The sequence below is a fragment of the Aeromonas sp. QDB23 genome (assembly GCF_027707745.1).
GTDB lineage: Bacteria > Pseudomonadota > Gammaproteobacteria > Enterobacterales > Aeromonadaceae > Aeromonas > Aeromonas allosaccharophila.
Window position 1 is genome coordinate 28,136 of record NZ_JAPCJA010000019.1, and the last position, 21,293, is coordinate 49,428.

Sequence of the window (21,293 nt, forward strand, 5' to 3'; positions counted from 1 at the left end):
ACTATCAGGGTTCATTTACCCGAACCGCAGTGCCACTGCTGCGGTATTGTCAAGGCGGCCAGTATCTGATCATGCTGTTACTCGTTTCCCCCCGTCCCCTTGCTCGTCTGGCGCTCCTGTTGGTGGCGTTCGGGCTGCTGTTGCCCCGCGCACTGGCGGAAACGGCGGCGGAGAGCCGGGCGATGGCCGTCAGAGAGCTGGTGCTCGATATTCTGAGCTATACCCGCTGGCCCACCGAACCTGCGGTGCTGCGCCTGTGCGTGGCGGCGCCGACCGAATATGCCGGCGCCCTCTTTACCATCGATCGTCAGGCCAATGGCCGCACCGTTCAGGTCAATCGTTACGAGGCGAGCGACCCCGCGATCAGCGACAACTGCGATGTGCTCTATCTGGGGGTACTCGATGAACCGACCCGGCTTGCGCTGTTTGCCCGCTTGCAGGGCCACCCTGTGCTCAGCATCAGCGAATACAACCACGACTGCTCTACCAGCTCGGTGTTCTGTCTGCAGGCCTCGCCGCAGAGTGAACGGGTGCGCTTTAACGTCAACCTCGATGCCCTGGCGCTCAGTGGCGTGCGGGTGCATCCCGCCGTGCTCAAGCTGGCCCATGCCGACAAGGGGGTGCCATGAGACGACAGGTGAGCGCGGCTCCCCGCCGTCTGACCCTGCGTCAGAGCCTGGGGCGAACCCATCTGGTGGCCGCCATCACAGCCGTCAGTGTGGCGGGACTCTTCTTTACGCTGGTTGCCCTGCTGGTGGTGCGCTTTTACGCCGCCCACAATCTGGAGCTGGTAGCCCGCGCCATCAGCTACAGCGCCGAGGCGGCGGTGGTGTTCCACGATGAGGAGGCGGCGAGCGAGGCGCTCGGCGGGATTGTCGCCCACGAGGAGGTCGCCGAGGCTCGCATCGTCCTTACCGATGGGAAACCGCTCGCCAGCTGGGTGCGGCCCAGAAGCAATCCGCTGGTGACGCTCGAAGACTATCTGGCCCAACTGCTGATGCCGGGGCCGGTCAAGACGCCCATGCTGCGGGGTGGCGAGCAGATCGCCACCATCGAGTTGCGCGGTCATGGCGAGTACCTGCTGCTGTTTTTACTCTCGGCACTGCTGGCGATGGTGGTCTGTCTGGTGGTGAGCGCCTTGGTGGCTCTCTATGTGGCTGGCCGGATGCAGGTCTCCATCACCGCACCGCTGCGCAAACTGGCACGGGTTGCCCACTCGGTACGCCGGCAACGCACCCTGGGGATGCGGGCGCCACCGGCCGATATCGTTGAGCTAAACGAGCTGGGGGATGACTTCAACTCCCTGCTGGATGAATTGCAAGCCTGGCAGGCCCAGCAAGCCCGCGAGAATGCGAGCTTGCTCCATCAGGCGACCCACGATGCCCTCACCGGTCTACCCAATCGCGCCCTGTTTGAAGCGCGGCTCGCGCAGGCCATCTCCCTTGGCGAGCAAGAGGGGTTTGCGCTGCTCTATCTCGACTGCGATCGCTTCAAGCAGATCAACGATACCTTCGGCCACAACGGCGGCGACGATGTGCTGATCGCGCTCTCGAGACGGGTGCAACATCAGCTGCGTCCTGACGATCTGGTGTTTCGCCTCGGTGGCGACGAGTTTGCGGTGCTGGTTGGCCCGCTCGATCAGCGGCATGAGGTGGATGAGGTGATAGGCCGCATCCAACAGGCGATGAGCGAGCCGGTGGCGCTGCGTGATGGCCGTCAGCTGGTGGCCGGGGTGAGCATCGGCTTTGCCATCTATCAGGCAGGCATGAGTGCCAGCGCCTTGTGTGAGCAGGCCGATGCGGCCATGTATCAGACTAAACGGGGGCGTCACAGAGAGCCGGACGAGCTGGCTCAACAGGCATGAACAACATAGAAAAAGAGAGGAGCAAACCATGAAGATCACCCACCTGTTGAAAGTCACCCTGCTGGGGTTGATGTTGTCGCTGCTGGCCGGTTGCCAGAGCGCGCCCAAGGGGTTGACCCCGGAGCAGATTGCCGTGCTCAAGGAGCAGGGCTTTTATCTGACCGATGAGGGGTGGACGCTGGATCTGGCCAACCGGGTGCTGTTTGCCAACAACGTGGGGGCGCTCAATCCCCAGACTCGCCAATCCGTTGAAAAGCTGGGCAAGACCCTGCTTGGCGTAGGGCTGGACAAGGCGCGGGTGGATGGCCACACCGACAATACCGGCGAGAGCAGCTACAACCAGCAGCTCTCTCTGAAGCGGGCCCAGTCGGTGGCCGATGTGCTGGTCTCGGTCGGCATGAAGCCCACCAATCTGGAGATCCATGGCCGTGGCGAGACCATGCCGCTGGCGGATAACAAGACCAGAGAGGGGCGGGCCGCCAACCGCCGGGTCGCCATCGTCATCAGCGATCAATAACCCCTTCTTATCGTTTTGTTACCCATAAAAAAAGAGCGCCTGACCGGCGCTCTTTTTGATCGCGACAGCTGGGGTCGCGGGGGCATGTGGCGTGAGATTACTGCGCGCTGTTTTGCCCGTTATTGTCGTGATGGCTGCGCAGACGGATGTTGATCATCTCCACCACCAGCGAGAAGGCCATGGCGAAGTAGATGTAGCCCTTCGGAATGTGCAGATCCATCCCCTCGGCCATCAGGGCGAAGCCCACCAGGGTGAGGAAGGAGAGGGCCAGCATCTTGATGGTGGGGTGGGCATCGACGAAATCACCGATGGATTTGGCGGCGAACATCATGATGAAGACGGCGATCATGATGGCCAGCACCATCACCGGCACGTGATCGGCCATGCCGACCGCAGTGATCACCGAGTCGAGGCTGAACACGATGTCCAGAATGGCGATCTGGATCAGGGTGCTGATAAAGCCCGAGGCCGCTTTGCTGACACTCTCCGGCTCGGCTGCCCCTTCCAGGGTGACGTGGATCTCGTGGGCACTCTTGCCAATGAGGAACAGGCCCCCCAGCAGCAGGATCAGGTCGCGGCCGGAGATGGCCTCACCCAGCACGGTGAACAGCGGATCGGTGAGGCGCATCACCCAGGCCAGCGAGAGCAGCAGCAGGATCCGGGTACCCATGGCGAGCCCCAGACCCAGAATGCGCGCTTTTTGACGCTGCGCCTCCGGCAGGCGACCCACCAGGATGGAGATAAAGATGATGTTGTCGATACCCAGCACGATCTCGAGCAGGGTAAGGGTGGCGAGTGCGACCCAGGCAGAGGGATCAAGAACCCATTCCAGCATGATTGAACCTTGGTTGAAAATTGGTTGGAAAATTGAAGCAGCGCATTCTAGCAGGGGCGCCAGCGCTTGTCCCTGAGGGGGGAAAAGATAAAAATGGTGGCCATCGCAAGGGAGGCAGGCATGTTTCGATTAGGATTCATCATCAATCCGGTCGCCGGGATAGGCGGCGCAGTGGGGCTCAAGGGCAGTGACGGGGTGGTGGCCGAGGCGCTGGCCCGTGGCGCCGTGCCCAAAGCGCAAGAGCGGGCGCGGCAAGCCTTGTTGCCACTGTGCGAGTTGACGGCACCGTTCGAGCTGCTGACGGTGGCGGGAGAGATGGGGGAGGCGGTGGCCCGCGAGCTGGGATTGCCCTGTCGGATCATCTATCAACCGCTCGGGGGGAGCACCTCGGCCGATGACACCCGCCACGCCGCCGGGCTGATGCGCGAAGCCGGGGTCGATCTGCTGCTGTTTGCCGGTGGCGATGGCACGGCGCGCGATATCTGCGCGGCGGTGGGGGCGTCCTGCCATGTGCTCGGCATTCCGGCGGGATGCAAGATCCACTCCGGTGTCTACGGGGTGACGCCCGCCGCCAGCGGGCGAGTGGTGGCGCGGATGATCGCCGGTGAACTGCTCAGCCTGATCGATGCCGAGGTGCGCGACATCGACGAGGAGGCATTTCGCGCGGGCAAGGTGCGGGCCCGCCACTACGGTCAGCTGAAGGTGCCCGGCGATCTGCGTTACATACAAGCAGTCAAGCAGGGGGGCAAGGAGTCTGAAGAGCTGGTGCTGGCGGATCTCGCTGCCGGTGTGGTAGAGCAGATGGAGACCGATACCCTCTATCTGATGGGCTCCGGCAGCACGGTGGCGGCCTGCATGGCCGAGCTGGGTCTGGAAAATACCTTGCTCGGTGTGGATCTGGTGGAAAATGGCCGACTTATCGGGCAGGATCTCAGCGCCGCCGAGATCCTGACCCGGATCCGCGGCCGTCGCTGCCGACTGATCATTACCCTGATCGGCGGACAGGGACATCTGTTCGGGCGCGGAAATCAGCAATTGAGTCCAGAGGTGATTCGGTGTGTCGGGCTGGATAATATCCAGGTGCTGGCAACCAAGGCCAAGCTTGCCGCTCTTGCGGGCAGGCCGCTGCTGGTGGACACCGATGATCCCGAATTAAACCGGGCGTTGCGTGGTTATCTGCGAATAACCACGGGATACAAGGATCAGGTCATCTACCCGGTGGCCAACCCGGAATAGGACGCCAGGGATGCTGCTGGCCTGGCGCCAGAGAGCCGCAATCAACCGGATTGCGGTTCCATACCCCCGAATTTTTTGCCGCAAATGAGGCTGCGTTACATGACGATTCACGATTTTGAGCACAAGTTGTTGGGACTGATCGACAGCATGGTTGCCACCGCAACCGACGATGAGCTGTTTGCGGGGGGTTACCTGCGAGGTCATATCTCATTGGCGGTTGCCCGGGCCGAGCTGGAAGGCAAGACCCTGGTGCGGGACGTCAAGAGCTATGTGTTGCGCAGCCTCAACGAGGCCATTTTGCAAGGTGAGCTCTCCGAAGAGGATGAGAAACTGGTGCAGGCAATGTGGATTCGTTTGCAACAACAGGCAGAAGCTTGATCGGATACACAGTTCAAACAGAAGTTTGAGTTTATTCTTCCCTGAAGTTAGTGAAAGGTTAATAATAAGTTTCGCCTTTTGTTTCAGGGATTAAACTATGGCCTCCTCCTCACGCATTGCCAATAAACTGCCGCTCGAGATGCTCTATCACTGGGAGCGGCAGTGTCCTGATCGAACCTACCTGCGTCAAACCATCAACCGCGAATATGTCGACTTCACCTGGGGTGAAGTGGCCGATGAAGCGCGGCGGATGGTGACGGCCTTGCGCCACCTCGGGCTGGTAGCCGGTGACAAGGTGGCGCTGCTCTCCAAGAACTGCGCCCAGTGGTTTATCGCCGATCTGGCGATGCAGATGGGGCAGTATGTGAGCGTGCCCATCTACCCGACGGCCAACGTCGATACCATCGAATATGTGCTGCGCCACAGCGAAGCCAAGGCGATCTTCGTCGGCAAGCTGGATGACTGGAAGAGTCAGGAGGCTGGCGTGCCCGCCGATCTGTTGCGCATCGCCTTCCCCTACGACACCATGCCGGCCAGCCACCAGTGGGACGACCTGCTGGAAGCGCACGAGCCCATTGCTGACAGCCCGGTGCAGGCCCCTGACTCCCTGTTGAGTCTGGTCTACACCTCCGGCAGTACCGGCAAGCCGAAAGGGGCCATGCTGAGCGTCGAGCGCTACGCCTGGTCGTGCGAGAAGCTGGTGGAGACGGTGGGGCTGTGCGCCAATGATCGCGGCTTCTCCTACCTGCCGCTGGCCCACATTACCGAGCGGGTCTATGTCTACGGCGGCAGCCTCTATGGTTGCGCCGAGATCGCCTTCCCCGAATCCCTCGACACCTTTATCGAAGACGTCAAACGCTGCCGTCCCACCGTCTTTATCTCGGTGCCACGGCTGTGGGCCATGTTCCGCATCAAGATCCACGAGAAGCTACCCCAGAAGAAACTGGAGTTGCTGCTCAAGATCCCGCTCATCTCCGGTCTTATCAAACGCAAGCTGCAAAAGGGGCTGGGGCTGGATCAGGCCCGGGTGCTCGGCTGCGGCTCGGCGCCGGTCTCCCCTGCGCTGCTGCAGTGGTATCTGAGCATCGGCCTCAAGGTGACGGAAGCCTGGGGCATGACCGAGAACCACGCCTACTCCACCATCAACTACCCGTTCCGTGCCGACAAGATCGGCACCGTCGGCAAGGCGGGGCTCGGGGTGACCATCAAGATCTCCGACGAGGGGGAGATCCTCTGCCGCTGCGAAGGGATGATGCTGGGTTACTACAAGGATCCCGAGCACAGCGCCGAGGCCATCGATGCTGAGGGCTGGCTCCATACCGGCGACATGGGCAAGCTGGACCGGGAGGGTTACCTCACCATCACCGGCCGGATGAAGGATGTGTTCAAGACCGCCAAGGGCAAGTATGTGGCACCGGTGCCCATCGAAGGGTTGCTGGGGCAGGAGCCCATCATCGAGCAGCTCTGCGTAATCGGTTATGGCATGCCCCAGCCCATTGCGCTGGTGCAGCTGGCCGAGAGCGCCATGAAAGGCAATCGGGACGAGATCAACGCCAGACTGGAAGCGGCGCGGGTACGGGTCAACGATCAGCTGGAATCCCATGCCAAAATTCGCGGCATTCTGGTGGTGAAAACCCCCTGGAATATCGAGAACGGCGTACTGACCCCCACCATGAAGATAAAGCGTCACCTGCTGGAGCAAAAATATGCCCATGTCGGGGAGCGCTGGCCTTCATCGCAAGTGGTGGTGTGGGAGGAGTAAATCCCGCATTTTCCACATCGCGACAAACAACAACGGCCCTTGATGGGCCGTTGTTGTGTTTGGGGGTTATTCACTCGCAGCTATGTGGCGGGAGTGAGAAACGAGCTCTCGGTTAGATCTGCGCCAGCGCGGCTGCCAGATCGGCGATCAGGTCGTCCGCATCTTCCACTCCGATACTGAAGCGGATGAGGTCGTCATTGACCCCGGCAGCGAGGCGACTTGCCTCGTCCATGGCGGCGTGAGTGGTACTGGCCGGATGGCAGGCAAGACTCTCGAGATCGCCCAGGCTCACCGCCTGCACGAACAGTTGCAGGTTGTCGAGCAGGGTGGCGCAGCGTGCAAACCCTCCTTCAAGTTCAATGCTCACCATGCCACCAAAGCCGCTGGCGAAGGCGCCGAGGGCATCGTGGCCCGGATGGCTGGTAAGCCCCGGGTAGATCACCTTCTTCACCGCCGGATGGGCCGCCAGAAACTCGGCCACCTTCTGCGCATTGTGCAGATGGGCATCCATCCGCAGGGGCAGGGTCTTGACCCCGCGCTGCAGCAGGTAGGCCTCCTGCGGGCCGATGGGGGAGCCGATATGCTTGAGGGCCACGGTGCGGATGGACTTCATCAGGGCGTGGGAGCCCGCTACCACCCCGGCGATAATGTCGCCGTGGCCGCCCAGATACTTGGTGCCGCTGTGCATGACGATGTCGATGCCCAGCTCCAGCGGGCGCAGCAGGTAGGGGGTAAGGAAGGTGTTGTCACACACTGTGATTGCACCCACCTTGCGGGCCGCCTCTACCACCACCCGTGGATCCACCACCTTGAGGGTGGGGTTGGTCAGGGTTTCGAACAGTACCACCTTGGTGGCGGGACGGATGTTGGCCAGCAGATCCTGATCGCTCTCGTAGGCGGTGACCTTGATACCGGCGCGGCTGAAGGTTTGCTTGAGAAACGCATCGGTGCCGCCATAGAGCGGGCCGATATAGGCCACCTCATCGCCGCTGTCGGCCAGCGCATACATGATGGCGCTCACTGCCGCCATGCCGCTCGCGACTACCAACGCTTCATCGGCTCCTTCGAGGGCTGCCAGTTTCTGCTCCAGCTCGGCGGTAGTGGGGTTGCCAAAGCGGCTGTAGATAAAGCCCGGTGCCTGACCGGCGAAACGCTCCTTGCCCGCCTGAGCGTTGAAGTAGCTGAAGGTGCTGCTCTGATAGAGCGGGGTGGTGAGGGCGCCGGTCTGGGGATCGATCCGCTGGCCGCTGTGCACACTCATGGTCTTGAATTTCATCGTATTACTCCGTTCTGGCCACGCTCTGGCCATGACTGGTTGTGTTTTGTAGTTCGTTGCTTGTTGTTTGTTGTCAACGCGGGTATGTGCATGCGGCTTGTGGCTTATGCATATACCCGCCTGCGGATCTCTGCGCTGCTTAGGCCGGTATCGCTTCGCTTTCAGTGCGCGGGAGGCGAGCGGATTCCACTGGCCCATAGTGACGCGCCGCCACATCCGGGTGGGAGCGCAGCCGTCCTTTAAGCACGTTCTCCCCTACCTGATAGAAGAGCTGGTTGGCCGGGTCACTCTCCGGCCCTTGCGCCTGTGCTGCCAGCGCGGGGGAGAGGGTGAGCAGCGGCACGGTGGCATCGAGCCGCGCCGCCATAAAGAAGGCGCAGGAGAGGCGCGAAACCCCGGGCGGCGGGCTCACCACCCGATGCAGGGTCGCCTTGAGATAGCCGTTGGAGGCCAGTTCCAGCAGCTCGCCGATATTGACCACCAGCGCTCCTGGCAGGGGGGGCGCGGATATCCAGCCGTCGGCCGTCTCGACCTCAAGCCCCGAGTGATTGTCCTGCATCACCAGCGTCAGGTAGCCGGGATCCTTGTGGGCGCCGACCCCCTGACTGCTGCCGCCCGCATCTTGCCCCGGGTAGTGAATCAGCTTCATGTGCTGGTAGGGGGCGACGCGGACGCTGTCGTCAAACACTTGGGCCGGTTGCTCCAGCACCTCGGCAAAAGCGGCCAGCAGGGTGAGGGTGATGTCGCTCAGCCGATCTTGCCACGCCAGCAGATGGGCTTTCATCTCGGGCAAGGCGGTCGGCCACTGGTTGGGGCCGATCAGCCGCTGCCAGGGTTCACGGATCTGAGCCGAAGGCAGGGCCTGCGCCTCGTTCATGATATCGAACTGCTCCCGCAGATCCGGTCGCTGGCGGGTCAGCTCGGCGCCGACCCGGTTGTAGCCGCGAAAGTGGGGGCTATTGACCATCTGCACCGCCAGCTTCTCCTGCTCCGGCAGAGCAAAGAAACGCTCTGCCAGCGCCAGGGTTTCCCGTTGTTCGGTCTCGCTCAGACCGTGTCCTGTCAGATAGAAAAAGCCGACGTCGCGGGCGGCCGCAGCCAACTTGGCCAGCATAGTGCGACGCAGGTCGGGTGCCCCCTTGAGGGCAGCCAGATCGATGATCGGCAGTGATGACTGTTCCATGTACACCTCCTCACTCTTTCGTTATCTCTGGCGCCATCTCTTGCATGGCCTCCGCTGTTGGCAGGCCTGATGAGCGGCAAACGGGTGGCACGACAGCACGGCGGTATGTGCTTGCTGTATGGCGCCATCTGGAATGAGGGTGATGCTACTGTTCGGTGTTATAAGACGGAAACAACAAATTATTCTTAGTTATATACAAAATTCGAAATGGAATTCGGCACTTGATGGGGTGGCTGTTTATTGCGCAGCCGTTGAGGGGGAAAGTGGAATGATGAGCGGAGGAGGGGCAACCAGAGGCAAGCTGCCAGCGGCAAAATGACCAAAACAGAAAATGCCCAAAGCAGAAGGGAGGCTGATGCCTCCCTTGTGGTTTAGCGGTTTTTCACCTGACCGGAGTAACGGGGGAGTGACCGCGAATATCTGGCCTGAATCACCCGTGGTTTTCAGTAACCCAGGGTAAAGCGCTGGCGCAGGTGAGCCGGTTTTTCCGCCTCGTTCAGCACGCCATCGGCCAGATCGCCAACCGTGATCCTGGCAGGTTGTTCACCACTGAACAGCACCTGATCACCCCCCATGCGATAGCCGCCGCGCTTCTCGCCGGGTTCCAGGAACACCGGGGGAGAGACAAAGCGCCAGTCGAGGGCGGTTTCACGGCGCAGGGCGGTGAGACCGTCACGGGCGGCCAGGGCCCCCTGTTGCCATTCGGTCGGGAATTCCGGGGTATCCACCAGTTGTACGCCGGGAGCGACCTCCAGACTGCCAGCTCCACCGACCACCAGCAGCCAGCCATTGATGGCTTTGGTCGCCTCGACAATGGCGCTGGCCCCTTTGAGGTACTGGTCGTAGATATCCGGCGCACTCCAACCCGGGTTGTAGGCGCTGATCACCCGATCGTGCCCCTTGAGCACCTCGGCCAGCGCCTGAGGGTTTTGGGCATCCACCGCCACGGCAGTGACCTGCGGATGGGCGGCCACCTTGCTGACATCGCGAACGATGGCGGTGACGTGATGGCCGCGGCTGACGGCCTCGTTCAGGATGGCTGAACCGACAAAACCGCTGGCACCGATCAGGGCAATCTTCATGAGAAACTCTCCTTCACTGTTGGAATGGGGCTATCCTACGCCCCCGGATGTGATTTAATAATCACCGCAAAAATGCATTCACTTATAAGCTGAATTTAATAATGGAACAGCTCAGACGTTACGCCATCTTCGCCGCCGTAGTGGAGGCGGGCAGCATGACCGGGGCGGCCAAATCTCTCGGCATGACCCCCTCTGCTGTCAGTCAGCATATCAGCCAGCTGGAGAACCTGCTCGGGCTGACCCTGCTCCATCGCTCTACCCGACGGCTCAGTCTGACCGAGGCGGGGGAGGTGGTGTGGCAAGGGTGCCGGGCGTTGCAGCAGACCCTGAGCGAGACCGAGCTGCGCCTCTCGGAGGTGCGCGATACTCTGCTCGGTGAAGTGCGGATCACCGCGCCGGTGGGCATGGCGGGCCAGCCGCTGGCACTGGCGCTCTCGCCGCTGTTGCAGGCCCACCCCGGCCTCACCATCCAGATCATCGCAGATGACGAGAAACGGGATCTGATTGCCGAGCGGATCGATGTGGCGCTGCGGGTTGGCAGTTTGCCTGACTCGACCCTGGTGGCTCGCAAGCTGGGCCAGACCCGGATGCTGCTGTGCGCCGCGCCCGCCTATCTGGCGCGCAAGGGAACGCCTCGCACCCCCACCGATCTGGCGACCCACGACTGGCTCTGTGGCGAGATGCTGGGCAGCGGCTTGCTGCTGCTGGATGAAAAAGGGGGGGAACACAGGGTGAGATTCAAGCCCAAGGTGCTCTGCAACAACGTGTTGCCCCTGCGCCAGTTTGCGCTGGCGGGGCAGGGGATTTCGCTGCAGCCGGAAGGCGAAATCAGTGAGGATCTGGCGCAGGGGCGTCTGCTCGAACTGCTGCCCGGTTTTCGGGTGGCACCGATGGAGATCCACGCCATCACGCCGCAGCGGGAGATCCCGGAGAAGGTGCGGCGGGTGGTGGAGGCGCTGCGCAGCTATTTCGGCACGACGCTGTCAGTCTGAAGGCCAGTTGGGCCGCCGTCAGGACGAGGATCCGTGCTGGCTGTTGCTCACCGTTAAGTCGGCTTAAATCGAGCAGACGGTTCTCACCTGCTGCTTGAGCCAGTTGAGCCCGGCATCCTGATTGGAACTCTTGTGCCAGCTCATGTAGACCGGGCAATCCTCCGAGAGCCAGGGGAGGGGGTAGCTGGCCAGGTCCAGAGTATGACCCAGCATCTCCATGTGCCACTGGCTGGCGACGCAGAGCCAGTCGGTACGACTCACCAGATGAAGGGCCGTGAGCAGGGAGTCGCTTTCGTAGGCGATCTGGCGCGGGGGCAGCGGCGCCTTGGTCAGGGTGTTGAGCAGCAGGTTGTCGAGCCGTCTGGCCTGCAACACCACATGTTTTTCGTTGAAGAAGGCGGTCATGTCGGGGGCCTGGCGGATCCTCGGGTGATCCTTGCGGCAGGCGATGCGCAGGGCTTGCGACATGATCTGCTCATTTTCGATCCCCTGCTCTGCCATCGGCTTGGTCGCCAGCACCAGATCCACGCTGTGCAGATAGAGGCTGTTCTGGCGCAGGGCTTCGTCCTGCACCTGGGTATTCCACTCCAGCTGGCAGTTGGGTGCCTGGGTCTGCAGCAGGTGGTTGAGTTCGGGCAGGAAGAAGATGTCGATATCGGGCACCCCCGCGATGCGGAAGGTGCGTCGGCTAGTATGGGGGTCAAAGAGATCGGTGCGTTGCAGGCTGCGCTCCATGTCGTGCAGCGGCACCATGATCTCGTGGTGCAGGCTCAGCGCCCGCGCCGTGGGGGTAATGCCGCGCCCCTGCCGCACAAACAGCGGCTCGCCCACCAGCGCAGTCAGACGGCTGATGGCCTGACTGATGGCGGAGGGGGTCATCTCCATCATCTCGGCCGCCGTGGTGACGCCGCCATAGCGGATCACGGCATCAAGGACGCGAAAGAGATTGAGATCGACTTGAGACATGGCGGCTACCGTTAAGCAAAATTAAAGTATCAGGATACTGATCTGCCCCTTGTCAGGCCAGCATTGCCTGCCACTGCTGTGATTTATTCCGCGCTCCAACCATCCCCCATCTTGCCGCGAATGCGTGCGAACAGGCTCTGCAGGCAGGCTTGATCCCGGTCGGCGGCCCGCACCGCGCCGTACATATGGCGACGAATACCGCTGCCGAGGGGGCGGGCGCAGAGCATCCCCTGTCTGACAAACTCGTCGCTGGCCCAGCGCGGCAGGGCGGCGACCCCGAGCCCGGCGGCGGCCATCTGCAACATAACAGAGGTGTTGTCCACCGGCTTGCAGCGGGCGGGCTCCACCCCGGCGGGCTGCAAAAAGCGGCTGAAGATATCCATGCGGCTGCGCTCCACCGGATAGACCAGCAGCACCTCCGCCCCCAGATCGCCCGGCTCGATGCGGCTCTGGTGGCAGAGGGGGTGATCCGGCGCCATCACCAGAGTGAGATCGAAGGCAAACAGCGGCTCGAAATGGAGATCGCCGCGGGCCTGCACGTCGGAGGTGAGCAGCAGGTCGAGCTGGCCGCCTAGCAGGGCATTGATGGCATCAAAGCCCGGCACCGATTCCACCTCCAGATCCACTCCCGGCCACTGGCGGCGAAATTCCGGCAACAGTGGTAGCAGCCACTGGATGCAGCTGTGGCAATCGAGTGCCAGATGCAGCCTGCCCGCATCGCCGCTCTGCAGGGCCTGCAGTTGCTTCTCGGTCTGGGCCAGGGCGGGCAACACCTGACGGGCGAGGGCGAGCAGCTGGCTGCCTGCCGCGGTCAGCACCAGCGGGCGGCTTTTGCGCAGGTAGAGCTCCAGATTGAGGCGGGTCTCCAGCTCTTTGAGCTGGTGGGAGAGGGCGGACTGGGTGAGGTTGAGGGTCAGCGCCGCACCGGCCAGCGAGCCCTGATCGGCCAGCGCGGTCAATGTTTTCAAGTGTTTGATCTCTATCCCTAAATTGCTTGGCACTGCCATAAGATGGCTCCTTGTGAGATTGCGTATGGCGCTGATGTTGCTGTCGGCGCGGCCTGACCTTTAGCCTCCTGCACCTCTTTATCCTGCCTTCTTACTCCTGCGCTTCTTAACTCTTGTAAAAACGGGCCTCTGTATCCTCGCGATGAACCTTACTTGCGGTCAGTTGAGGATTCTTTGAGAGCCAGTTGAAGAGGATTCAATAGCCAGCGTCACCTTATCTTGTCATTTTGGATGTGTAAACATCTGGATGGCTAAATCATCCAGTTTCCCATCAGATGAATGAGCATAAGGACATGAACCTATGACACGCGCACACACCCTGGGCTTCCCCCGTATCGGCGCCAAGCGCGAGCTGAAATTTGCCCTCGAATCCTACTGGCGTGGCGAGACCACTCAGGCCGAACTCGTTGCCGTGGGCAAGACGCTGCGTGAACGCCACTGGCAGGCCCAGCACGGCGCTGGGGTCAATCTGCTGCCGGTGGGGGATTTTGCCTGGTATGACCAAGTGCTCGGTACCAGCCTGCTGGTGGATGCGGTGCCTGCCCGTCACCGTCATGGCGAGACCGATCTCGACACCCTGTTCCGGGTGGCCCGTGGTCGTGCGCCGACCGGCCCGGCGGCGGCTGCAGCCGAGATGACCAAATGGTTCAACACCAACTATCACTATCTGGTGCCGGAATTTAGCCGTGACCAGCGCTTCAAGCTGGGCTGGAGCCAGCTGTTTGACGAGGTTGAAGAGGCCAAGGCGCTGGGGCTGCCGGTCAAGGCGGTGCTGTTGGGGCCAATCTCCTACCTGTGGCTTGGCAAGGAGAAAGAGAGCGGCTTCTCTCGCCTTGAACTGCTCGATCGCCTGCTGATTGTCTATCAGGAGATCCTGGCGAAACTGGCCGCGCAAGGGGTGGAGTGGGTGCAGATCGACGAACCGGCGCTGACGCTGGACTTGCCGGACGAGTGGCGTCTGGCCTACCTCAATGCCTACGAGCGCCTCGTGGGCCCCTGCAAGCTGCTGCTCACCACCTATTTCGGCTCGGTGGCTCATCAGCGCGACATCATCACCAGCCTGAAAGTGGATGGCCTGCATCTGGATCTGGTGGCCGCCCCCGAGCAGCTGGAGACGCTGGTGCCGCATCTGCCCGCCCAGTGGGTCATCTCCGCCGGGGTGATCAATGGTCGCAACGTCTGGCGCGCCAATCTGGCCAAGCTGGCGCCGACCCTGAAGGCGCTGAAAGCCAGACTCGGCGAGCGGCTCTGGGTGGCCTCCTCCTGCTCCCTGCTGCACAGTCCGGTGGATTTGACCCTGGAGCAGGAGCTGGATCCCCAGACCCGCAGCTGGTTCGCCTTCGCCCTGCAAAAATGCTTCGAGCTGGGGCTGCTCAGAGAGTATCTGGATGGCGGCGAGCTCGACAAGATCACCGCCTACAGCCAGCCCATCGTCGATCGGGAGTCCGACAGCCGGGTCCACAAGCGTGCGGTGCAATCCCGTCTGGCCAGCCTGACCAACAGCGATTTTGATCGCCATAGCCCCTATCCGGTCAGGGCCGAGCTGCAGCGCTCGGATCTCAAACTGCCGCTGCTGCCCACCACCACCATCGGGTCCTTCCCGCAGACCTCGCAGATCCGGGTATTGCGTCAGGATTGGCGCGCCGGTCGCATCGACGACAGCGCCTACGAGGCGGGCATTCAGGCGGAGATCCGCGATGCCATCAAGCGTCAGGAGGCCATCGGGCTGGACGTGCTGGTACACGGCGAGGCCGAGCGCAACGACATGGTGGAGTATTTCGGTGAGCTGCTGGACGGCTTTGCCATCACCCGCTTCGGTTGGGTACAGAGCTATGGCTCCCGCTGCGTCAAGCCGCCGGTGATCACCCGCGATATCGACCGCCCGACCCCCATGACGCTGGCGTGGACCCAGTTTGCCCAGAGCCTGACCGACAAGCCGGTCAAGGGGATGCTGACGGGCCCTGTGACCATCCTCTGCTGGTCCTTCCCGCGCGAAGACGTGAGCCGCGAGCAGTCCGCCCTGCAAATCGGGCTGGCCATTCGCGACGAGGTGGCGGATCTGGAAGCAGCGGGCATCAAAATCATCCAGATCGACGAGCCGGCGATCCGCGAAGGCTTGCCCCTGCGCAAACAGGATCATCAGGCCTATCTCGACTGGGCGGTGCGCGCCTTCCGTCTGAGCGCAAGCCCGGTGGCGGACAGCACCCAGATCCACACCCACATGTGCTACAGCGACTTCAACCTCATCATCGAGGCGGTGGCGGCGCTGGATGCGGACGTGATCACCATCGAGACCAGCCGTAGTCAGATGCAGCTGCTCGAAGCGTTCGAGCGCTTCAATTACCCCAATGAAATCGGCCCGGGCGTCTACGACATCCACTCGCCGAACGTGCCGAGCCAGAGCTGGATTGAGGGGTTGCTGCGCAAGGCGGCCAAACAGATCCCGGCCGAGCGGCTGTGGGTCAACCCGGATTGCGGCCTCAAGACCCGCGGCTGGGAAGAGACGGAGGCCGCGCTCAAGGTGATGGTCAATGCCACCAAGGCGCTGCGCGCCGAGCTGGCGTAACCAGAAGGCTGTGACCGCCATCGATAAGGTGGTGTGCTGACAAGCTAACGAGAGAGGGGAAGCCACTGCTTCCCCTCTCTTTTTGCTGGCTACTTTTTACACTGGATCCTGAACCTTGCCGCAGCCTGCTTTGCACTAGGCTCAGAGTGGACAGAGGTGGATGGAGTCGCGGCCATGAGAGTCAGTCTGGGGAGCGCAATCTTGTGGGGATTGCTGATGTGGCAGAGTGCCCTGGCAGCGCCCGCTAGCGAGTTGAAAATGGCCTACTTTGACGACTTCGCCCCATATTCGTGGCGTGACGAACAGGGCAAGATGCGCGGGCTGATGATCGACGTGATGGATCGGGTGGCGGCGCAGATGGGGCTGCGGATACGCCACGAAGGCTATCCGTGGCAACGGGCGCAAAAAATGGTGCTGATGGCGCAGGCAGATGGCTTCGTGACTGTCGCCACACTGGAGCGGCGCACTTATACCCTGATGGTGGCTGAGCCAGTCACATCGACGATCATGACGATATTTACTCAGCTTGGTCACCCCCGGATGGCGGAATTTCAGCAAGCCAGAGGCTTGGGCGACCTCAAGACGTTCACCTTTCTCGACTATCTGGGCAACGGCTGGGGCAAGGAGAATCTGGCCGGCTTCACCGTTCATCACACCATCAACGTCGATAACGTCTTCAAAATGCTGGCGGCGGGTCGGGGCGATCTGATGGTGACCGATCCGCTGGTGGCACGCTTCAAACTCAACCAGCTGGGGTTGTCCGGGCTGGTGGTCGAGGTGCCACTGCGGCTCGCCTCGACCCCGTTCAACCTCTGCATTGGCAACCATTCCCGCTTTAATACCCGGGTGAATGAATTCAGCCGGGTACTGCAACAGTTGCGGCAAAGTGGCGAGTTGGCTCGTATCGAAGCGCGCTATCGTTGATGCGCTGTTGCCATCTGCTGTTTTTCCACTGCGTGTCTATCTCGGCGTCATATCGGCGATGGTTGCCCAGAAGGCATCGATCAAGGGCCCCTTGCTGTGGGGCGGACGAATAAGCCCGATAGTCCAGCAGGCTTCACCATCTCTCAGAGGAAGGGTGAGCACATCCGGATGCTCTATGGTGGTGGAGGAGGGGACCAGAGTCCAGGCGATCTCGGCGGCTGCGGTGGCAACACCGGCGGCGAAGTCGTTGACGTACTGGATACCCTGAAAACGCAGCCCGCTCTGGGCCAGATAGTTCATCAGGTGATCGTAAAACGATGGCGCCTTGTCCCGGCGCAGGATCGCCAGCGGCTTGTCCACCAGATCGGCCAATTCCCTCACATCGCGGTAGCTGGCGGGCAGCACGGCGACAAAGTGGGCTTCGACCACCGGCAGGGCGTGCCACCCCTTGGGGGCGGGCAGGCGGCAAAAGCCGAGATCCAGCTTGCCTTCACTGAGCGCCAGTAGCTGGTGGTGGGTGGAGAGATCGTTGAGCTCGATGGTCACCTGCGGTCGCTCGGCACGAAAGCGGGCGATGGCGGCGGGCACCAGGATCTTGGTGGCCACGCCAAAGCCGATGCGCAGGGTGCCGACATTGCCCGCCAGCACGTCGCGGGCGGTGCGCGAGAGCTGCTCGCTCTGGACGACCACGGCGCGGGCATCCTCATACAGCGCCCTGCCCAGTCCGGTGAGGCGGGTGGTGCTGGCGTTGCGCTCGAACAGCTCGCCGCCCAGCTCCTCCTCCAGCCGCCTGATCTGTTTGCTCAGGGCCGACTGGGTAACATGCTGGCGCACCGCCGCCTGGCCAAAGTGCAATACCTCCCCCAGAGTGACGAAGGCTTTCAGATCCCGTAGCTCCATCAGGGCTCCTTTCATTCCTGTCGGGAATGTTGAGTGGTCATATTTGTCATTGGACGGAATTTTAGAAGTGTTGGATGCTGATGCCAATTCATTTCGGGCGCTCCCATACAGGAGCGCCGAGTTATCAGAGATGGCTGACACCATCAGCGCAGAAGGAGCAACACCAGATGCATCACCACAAGTTCAACGACTTCCCGAGCGATTTTCTGTGGGGCGCCGCCTCCGCTGCCTATCAGGTGGAGGGGGGCTGGAATGCCGATGGCAAGGGGCCCTCGGTGTGGGATCTCTTCACCAAGCTGCCGGGCAAGACCTTTGAAGGGAGCAACGGCGATGTGGCGGTAGATCACTACCACCGCATGGAAGAGGACGTGGCGCTGATGGCCGAGATGGGGCTCAAGGCCTACCGTTTCTCGGTGAGCTGGCCGCGCATCTACCCCACCGGTCGGGGGGAGATGAACGAGGCGGGTCTGGCCTTCTACGAGAAGCTGATAGACACCCTGCTGGCCCATAAGATCGAGCCGGTGCTGACCCTCTATCACTGGGATCTGCCGCAAGCGCTGCAAGATGAATACGGCGGCTGGGAAGATCGACGGATCATCGCCGATTTCGAGCGCTACTGCGTGACCCTCTATCAGCGCTTTGCGGGCAAGGTGAAATACTGGGTGTCGCTCAACGAGCAGAACTACAACCTGACCAACGCCTATCAGCTCGGCACCCATCCGCCCGCAGTGCAGGACCGCAAGCGCTTCTTCGCCGCCAACCATATCGCATTTCTGGCCAATGCCCGTGCTATCAAGGCGTTTCGCCAGCATGTGCCAAATGGCTTGATTGGCCCGAGCTTTGCCTACTCCCCTGCCTATCCGGCGTCGTGCGACCCGAAAGATATGCTGGCTTACGAGAATGCCGAGGAGTTCAACAACCTCTGGTGGCTGGATGCCTACTGCTTTGGCCGCTATCCGCAGGCGGCGCTCGCTTACTTGCGGGAAAACGGTGAGGCGCCGGAGATCCTGCCCGGCGATTTGGAGTTGTTGCGCGAGGGCACGCCCGACTACATCGGCGTCAACTACTACTACACCCTGACCTACACAGATAACCCCTTGGGTGGTCAGACCCTGCAGCGCATCAACACCACCGGCAAGAAGGGCACCACGCCATCGAGCGGCATTCCGGGTCTTTACAAGACGGCGCCCAACCCGCACCTTGAGACTAGCAACTGGGACTGGGCCATCGATCCGACCGGGATGCGTATCGCCCTGCGTCGCCTCTCTTCCCGCTATGGTCTGCCGCTGATGATCACCGAGAACGGCCTCGGCGAGTTCGACAAGCTGGAGGCGGGCGACAAGGTGAACGATGAGTACCGCATCGATTATCTGCGCAGCCACGTCAAGGCGTGCCAGGAGGCGATGCAGGATGGCGTCGAGCTGCTCGGCTACTGCGCCTGGTCGTTCACCGACATCCTGAGCTGGCTCAATGGCTATCAGAAGCGTTACGGCTTCGTCTATGTGGAGCGTGACGAGCAGGGGGGCTCCCTTCGCCGGATCAAGAAAGCGAGCTTCCACTGGTACAGCCAGGTGATCGCCAGCCAGGGCAAGCAGCTCTGACGGTTTCTCGCGTCGCGTAACCAGCGGGCCCGGGTAACCCCCGGGCCCGCTCTGTTTGTGGCGGGGGAGAGGGGACAAGCCGGTTTCTCACCGTGCGACTCATCCCTGTTTGCTGATTTTTGTCCTGCCAAAGCCGCCGACCCCTGCTATTATCTGCGGCCGAACATGAGCCAATAAAAATCAGGATATTGTGATGACTGACCACACGTTTATTCCCGGCAAGGACGCGGCGCTGGAAGACTCCATCGAACGCTTCCAGACCAAGCTGCAAGCCCTGGGCTTTGATATCGAAGAGGCCTCCTGGCTCAACCCCGTGCCGAACGTCTGGTCGGTGCATATTCGGGACAAGGAGTGCGCCCTCTGCTTCACCAACGGCAAGGGTGCCAGCAAGAAGGCGGCCCTCGCCTCCGCCCTCGGCGAATATTTCGAGCGTCTCTCCACCAACTACTTCTTCGCCGACTTCTATCTGGGCGAGCAGGTTGCCAATGGCGATTTCGTTCACTACCCGAACGAGAAGTGGTTCCCCATCGAGGGTGATCAGTTCCCGGCCGGTCTGCTCGACAGCTTCACCCGCAAGTTCTACAACCCGGACGGTGAAGTGACCGCCGACATGCTGGTGGATCTGCAGTCAAACAACGAGGAACGCGGTATCGTCGCGCTGCCGTTCGAGCGCCAATCCGATCACCAGACGGTCTATATCCCGATGAACATCATCGGCAACCTCTATGTCTCCAACGGCATGAGTGCCGGTAACACCCGCACCGAAGCGCGCACCCAGGCACTCTCCGAAGTGTTCGAGCGCCACGTGAAGAACAAGATCATCGCCGAGGCCCTGAGCCTGCCGCTGATCCCGGACGAGGTGATTGCCCGTTATCCGGGGATTGCCGCCTCCATCGCCGCGCTGGAAGCCGAAGGCTTCCCCATTTACAGCTTCGATGCCTCCCTGGGTGGCCGCTATCCGGTTATCTGCGTGGTGCTGCTCAACCCGAGCAACGGCACCTGCTTTGCCTCCTTCGGTGCCCATCCGCGCTTCGAAGTGGCCTTCGAGCGTACCGTCACCGAGCTGCTGCAGGGCCGTGGCCTCAAGGATCTCGATGTGTTCGTGCCGCCATCATTCGACAACGAGCAGGTGGCGGATCACCACAACCTCGAGACCCACTTCATCGACTCCTCCGGCCTTATCAGCTGGGATCTGTTCAAGCAGGATGCGGACTTCGAGTTTGCCGACTGGGATTTTCGTGGCACCTCGCAGGAGGAGTTTGATCACCTGATCGGCATCTTCCACGAGCTGGAGCAGCCGGTCTATATCGCCGACTACGAGCATCTGGGGGTCTACGCCTGCCGCATTCTGGTGCCGGGTATGTCCGACATCTATCCGGCCGAAGATCTGCTGCTGGCCAACAACAACATGGGCGCCAACCTGCGCGAAGTGATCCTGGCGCTGCCATCACTAGAGTGGGATGCTGAACAGTACATGGCGTTGTTTGATCAACTGGATGAAGAGGGGCACGACGAGCGCACTCGTGTCCGCGAGCTGTTGGGTATCGCCGCCGCTAAGGGCACCGCACTGCACACTCTGCGCGTTGGCGAGCTGAAAGCCATGCTGGCGCTGGCCGCCGGTGAGCTGGAGACGGCGATGGATCTCATCGACTGGACCATGGAGTTCAACCAGTCGGTGTTCACTGCCGAGCGAGCCAGCTACTACCGCGCCCTGCGCGCCTGCGTCGAGTTGTTCCTCGACGAGGAGCGGGATCCGGAGCAGTATCGTGCCGTCTTTACCCGCATGTATGGCGAAGATACCCTGGTCCAGGCATGGGCCAACGCCAGTGGCGAAGCGCGCTTCCACGGGCTGGAGGCGGCCGACTTGTCGCTCTCCCAGTTCCCGCTGCACCAGAAGCTGCTGGCTGCCTACGAGAAGCTGCAAAAAGCCAAGCGAGCCCATCACTGGGCGTGATCGTTGCTGTAAAGGAAGGGGCCGTGTGGCCCCTTCTGTTTATCGTGCGGCAAGGCACGGGTTTGTTATTCAAAGATGAAATAAAAAACAAAAAATACCCCTAATGGGGTTGATGACAGGGCAGGGGATGTGCAACCGGACTGCAAAGATATCTTGCCAATACCTGCTTTACGTGCATGCCAATAAATTCTTTAAAATCATTGTATTAAAAACGTGGCATTTCTGTTTCAGCTGAAACCTGGTGTAAACT

Annotated in this window: 18 protein-coding genes; 11 read left to right on the forward strand and 7 right to left on the reverse strand. The window is 61.5% G+C overall.

The genetic code is table 11. The annotated features are described in order from the left end of the window. Positions 1-71: 71 nt before the first annotated feature. Genes PG888_RS10380 through PG888_RS10390 form a run of 3 tightly spaced genes read left to right on the forward strand, consistent with a single transcriptional unit; the run spans position 72 to position 2,381 of the window. Positions 72-629: a YfiR family protein gene (locus PG888_RS10380; RefSeq protein ID WP_139405984.1), complete on the forward strand. Its 558-nt coding sequence runs from the start codon at positions 72-74 to the stop codon at positions 627-629. After that, positions 626-1,864, forward strand: a complete 1,239-nt coding sequence (locus PG888_RS10385; protein ID WP_182939479.1) for a diguanylate cyclase domain-containing protein — start codon at positions 626-628, stop codon at positions 1,862-1,864. The genes PG888_RS10380 and PG888_RS10385 overlap by 4 nt, the downstream gene beginning before the upstream one ends. Before the next feature lie 28 nt (positions 1,865-1,892). Next, positions 1,893-2,381 carry an OmpA family protein gene (locus tag PG888_RS10390; RefSeq protein ID WP_182939480.1) on the forward strand — a complete coding sequence of 163 codons (489 nt, stop codon included), beginning with the start codon at positions 1,893-1,895 and terminating at the stop codon, positions 2,379-2,381. 97 nt (positions 2,382-2,478) lie between these two features. On the opposite strand, the gene PG888_RS10395 is transcribed toward PG888_RS10390, so the two are convergent. Beyond that, positions 2,479-3,216 (reverse strand): TerC family protein, encoded by a 738-nt coding sequence (locus tag PG888_RS10395; protein ID WP_005352619.1) that lies wholly within the window; start codon positions 3,214-3,216, stop codon positions 2,479-2,481. A gap of 120 nt (positions 3,217-3,336) precedes the next feature. Here PG888_RS10395 and PG888_RS10400 point away from each other — a divergent pair, with 120 nt between their 5' ends. The 3 genes from PG888_RS10400 (at position 3,337) to PG888_RS10410 (ending at position 6,592) form a co-directional block, all read left to right on the forward strand. Beyond that, positions 3,337-4,452: an ATP-NAD kinase family protein gene (locus PG888_RS10400; protein ID WP_182939481.1), complete on the forward strand. Its 1,116-nt coding sequence runs from the start codon at positions 3,337-3,339 to the stop codon at positions 4,450-4,452. Between the two features lie 99 nt (positions 4,453-4,551). Then, positions 4,552-4,830: a YfcL family protein gene (locus PG888_RS10405; protein WP_042062259.1), complete on the forward strand. Its 279-nt coding sequence runs from the start codon at positions 4,552-4,554 to the stop codon at positions 4,828-4,830. Positions 4,831-4,927: 97 nt separating this feature from the next. After that, the gene (locus tag PG888_RS10410; RefSeq protein ID WP_182939482.1) at positions 4,928-6,592 is read left to right on the forward strand and encodes an AMP-binding protein; all 1,665 of its coding nucleotides are present in this window, start codon (positions 4,928-4,930) and stop codon (positions 6,590-6,592) included. A gap of 112 nt (positions 6,593-6,704) precedes the next feature. On the opposite strand, the gene PG888_RS10415 is transcribed toward PG888_RS10410, so the two are convergent. The 3 genes from PG888_RS10415 to PG888_RS10425 all read right to left on the reverse strand — a co-directional run bounded on the left by PG888_RS10415 (position 6,705) and on the right by PG888_RS10425 (position 10,133). Continuing rightward, the gene (locus PG888_RS10415) at positions 6,705-7,868 is read right to left on the reverse strand and encodes a trans-sulfuration enzyme family protein (protein WP_182939483.1); all 1,164 of its coding nucleotides are present in this window, start codon (positions 7,866-7,868) and stop codon (positions 6,705-6,707) included. A 139-nt stretch (positions 7,869-8,007) separates the two neighbouring features. Continuing rightward, positions 8,008-9,051, reverse strand: coding sequence for an isopenicillin N synthase family dioxygenase (locus tag PG888_RS10420; RefSeq protein WP_182939484.1), 1,044 nt, complete (start codon positions 9,049-9,051; stop codon positions 8,008-8,010). 443 nt (positions 9,052-9,494) lie between these two features. Then, a complete protein-coding gene (locus PG888_RS10425; protein WP_182939485.1) occupies positions 9,495-10,133 on the reverse strand; it encodes an NAD(P)-dependent oxidoreductase in 639 nt (212 codons plus the stop codon). 101 nt (positions 10,134-10,234) lie between these two features. Here PG888_RS10425 and PG888_RS10430 point away from each other — a divergent pair, with 101 nt between their 5' ends. Next, complete coding sequence (locus PG888_RS10430) at positions 10,235-11,125, forward strand: LysR family transcriptional regulator (RefSeq protein ID WP_182939486.1); 891 nt, start codon at positions 10,235-10,237, stop codon at positions 11,123-11,125. A 63-nt stretch (positions 11,126-11,188) separates the two neighbouring features. Here PG888_RS10430 and PG888_RS10435 read toward each other — a convergent pair whose 3' ends face one another. After that, positions 11,189-12,091 carry a LysR family transcriptional regulator gene (locus PG888_RS10435; RefSeq protein WP_139405969.1) on the reverse strand — a complete coding sequence of 301 codons (903 nt, stop codon included), beginning with the start codon at positions 12,089-12,091 and terminating at the stop codon, positions 11,189-11,191. 83 nt (positions 12,092-12,174) lie between these two features. After that, positions 12,175-13,098 carry a LysR substrate-binding domain-containing protein gene (locus tag PG888_RS10440; RefSeq protein WP_270693314.1) on the reverse strand — a complete coding sequence of 308 codons (924 nt, stop codon included), beginning with the start codon at positions 13,096-13,098 and terminating at the stop codon, positions 12,175-12,177. Positions 13,099-13,399: 301 nt separating this feature from the next. Between PG888_RS10440 and metE the strand changes: the two genes are divergently transcribed. After that, complete coding sequence (gene metE / locus PG888_RS10445; protein WP_182939488.1) at positions 13,400-15,664, forward strand: 5-methyltetrahydropteroyltriglutamate--homocysteine S-methyltransferase; 2,265 nt, start codon at positions 13,400-13,402, stop codon at positions 15,662-15,664. Between the two features lie 174 nt (positions 15,665-15,838). Continuing rightward, a complete protein-coding gene (locus tag PG888_RS10450) occupies positions 15,839-16,588 on the forward strand; it encodes a substrate-binding periplasmic protein (RefSeq protein WP_182939489.1) in 750 nt (249 codons plus the stop codon). A gap of 36 nt (positions 16,589-16,624) precedes the next feature. Here the strand turns inward: PG888_RS10450 and PG888_RS10455 are convergent, their stop codons facing one another. Continuing rightward, positions 16,625-17,488 (reverse strand): LysR family transcriptional regulator, encoded by an 864-nt coding sequence (locus tag PG888_RS10455; protein WP_182969147.1) that lies wholly within the window; start codon positions 17,486-17,488, stop codon positions 16,625-16,627. A gap of 167 nt (positions 17,489-17,655) precedes the next feature. Between PG888_RS10455 and PG888_RS10460 the strand changes: the two genes are divergently transcribed. Further along, positions 17,656-19,089, forward strand: a complete 1,434-nt coding sequence (locus PG888_RS10460) for a glycoside hydrolase family 1 protein (RefSeq protein WP_182939491.1) — start codon at positions 17,656-17,658, stop codon at positions 19,087-19,089. Positions 19,090-19,282: 193 nt separating this feature from the next. After that, positions 19,283-21,043 (forward strand): 30S ribosomal protein S12 methylthiotransferase accessory factor YcaO, encoded by a 1,761-nt coding sequence (gene ycaO / locus PG888_RS10465; protein WP_182939492.1) that lies wholly within the window; start codon positions 19,283-19,285, stop codon positions 21,041-21,043. The last annotated feature ends 250 nt before the right edge of the window (positions 21,044-21,293 follow it).

Coding starts and splice junctions, on each gene's coding strand:
- PG888_RS10435 (WP_139405969.1), bottom strand. CDS start 12,091: ATGTCTCAAGTCGATCTCAATCTCTTTCGCGTCCTTGATGCCGTGATC.
- PG888_RS10450 (WP_182939489.1), top strand. CDS start 15,839: ATGAGAGTCAGTCTGGGGAGCGCAATCTTGTGGGGATTGCTGATGTGG.
- PG888_RS10385 (WP_182939479.1), top strand. CDS start 626: ATGAGACGACAGGTGAGCGCGGCTCCCCGCCGTCTGACCCTGCGTCAG.
- PG888_RS10440 (WP_270693314.1), bottom strand. CDS start 13,098: ATGGCAGTGCCAAGCAATTTAGGGATAGAGATCAAACACTTGAAAACA.
- PG888_RS10400 (WP_182939481.1), top strand. CDS start 3,337: ATGTTTCGATTAGGATTCATCATCAATCCGGTCGCCGGGATAGGCGGC.
- PG888_RS10405 (WP_042062259.1), top strand. CDS start 4,552: ATGACGATTCACGATTTTGAGCACAAGTTGTTGGGACTGATCGACAGC.
- PG888_RS10380 (WP_139405984.1), top strand. CDS start 72: ATGCTGTTACTCGTTTCCCCCCGTCCCCTTGCTCGTCTGGCGCTCCTG.
- PG888_RS10460 (WP_182939491.1), top strand. CDS start 17,656: ATGCATCACCACAAGTTCAACGACTTCCCGAGCGATTTTCTGTGGGGC.
- PG888_RS10430 (WP_182939486.1), top strand. CDS start 10,235: ATGGAACAGCTCAGACGTTACGCCATCTTCGCCGCCGTAGTGGAGGCG.
- metE (WP_182939488.1), top strand. CDS start 13,400: ATGACACGCGCACACACCCTGGGCTTCCCCCGTATCGGCGCCAAGCGC.
- PG888_RS10410 (WP_182939482.1), top strand. CDS start 4,928: ATGGCCTCCTCCTCACGCATTGCCAATAAACTGCCGCTCGAGATGCTC.
- PG888_RS10425 (WP_182939485.1), bottom strand. CDS start 10,133: ATGAAGATTGCCCTGATCGGTGCCAGCGGTTTTGTCGGTTCAGCCATC.
- ycaO (WP_182939492.1), top strand. CDS start 19,283: ATGACTGACCACACGTTTATTCCCGGCAAGGACGCGGCGCTGGAAGAC.
- PG888_RS10395 (WP_005352619.1), bottom strand. CDS start 3,216: ATGCTGGAATGGGTTCTTGATCCCTCTGCCTGGGTCGCACTCGCCACC.
- PG888_RS10420 (WP_182939484.1), bottom strand. CDS start 9,051: ATGGAACAGTCATCACTGCCGATCATCGATCTGGCTGCCCTCAAGGGG.
- PG888_RS10390 (WP_182939480.1), top strand. CDS start 1,893: ATGAAGATCACCCACCTGTTGAAAGTCACCCTGCTGGGGTTGATGTTG.
- PG888_RS10455 (WP_182969147.1), bottom strand. CDS start 17,488: ATGGAGCTACGGGATCTGAAAGCCTTCGTCACTCTGGGGGAGGTATTG.
- PG888_RS10415 (WP_182939483.1), bottom strand. CDS start 7,868: ATGAAATTCAAGACCATGAGTGTGCACAGCGGCCAGCGGATCGATCCC.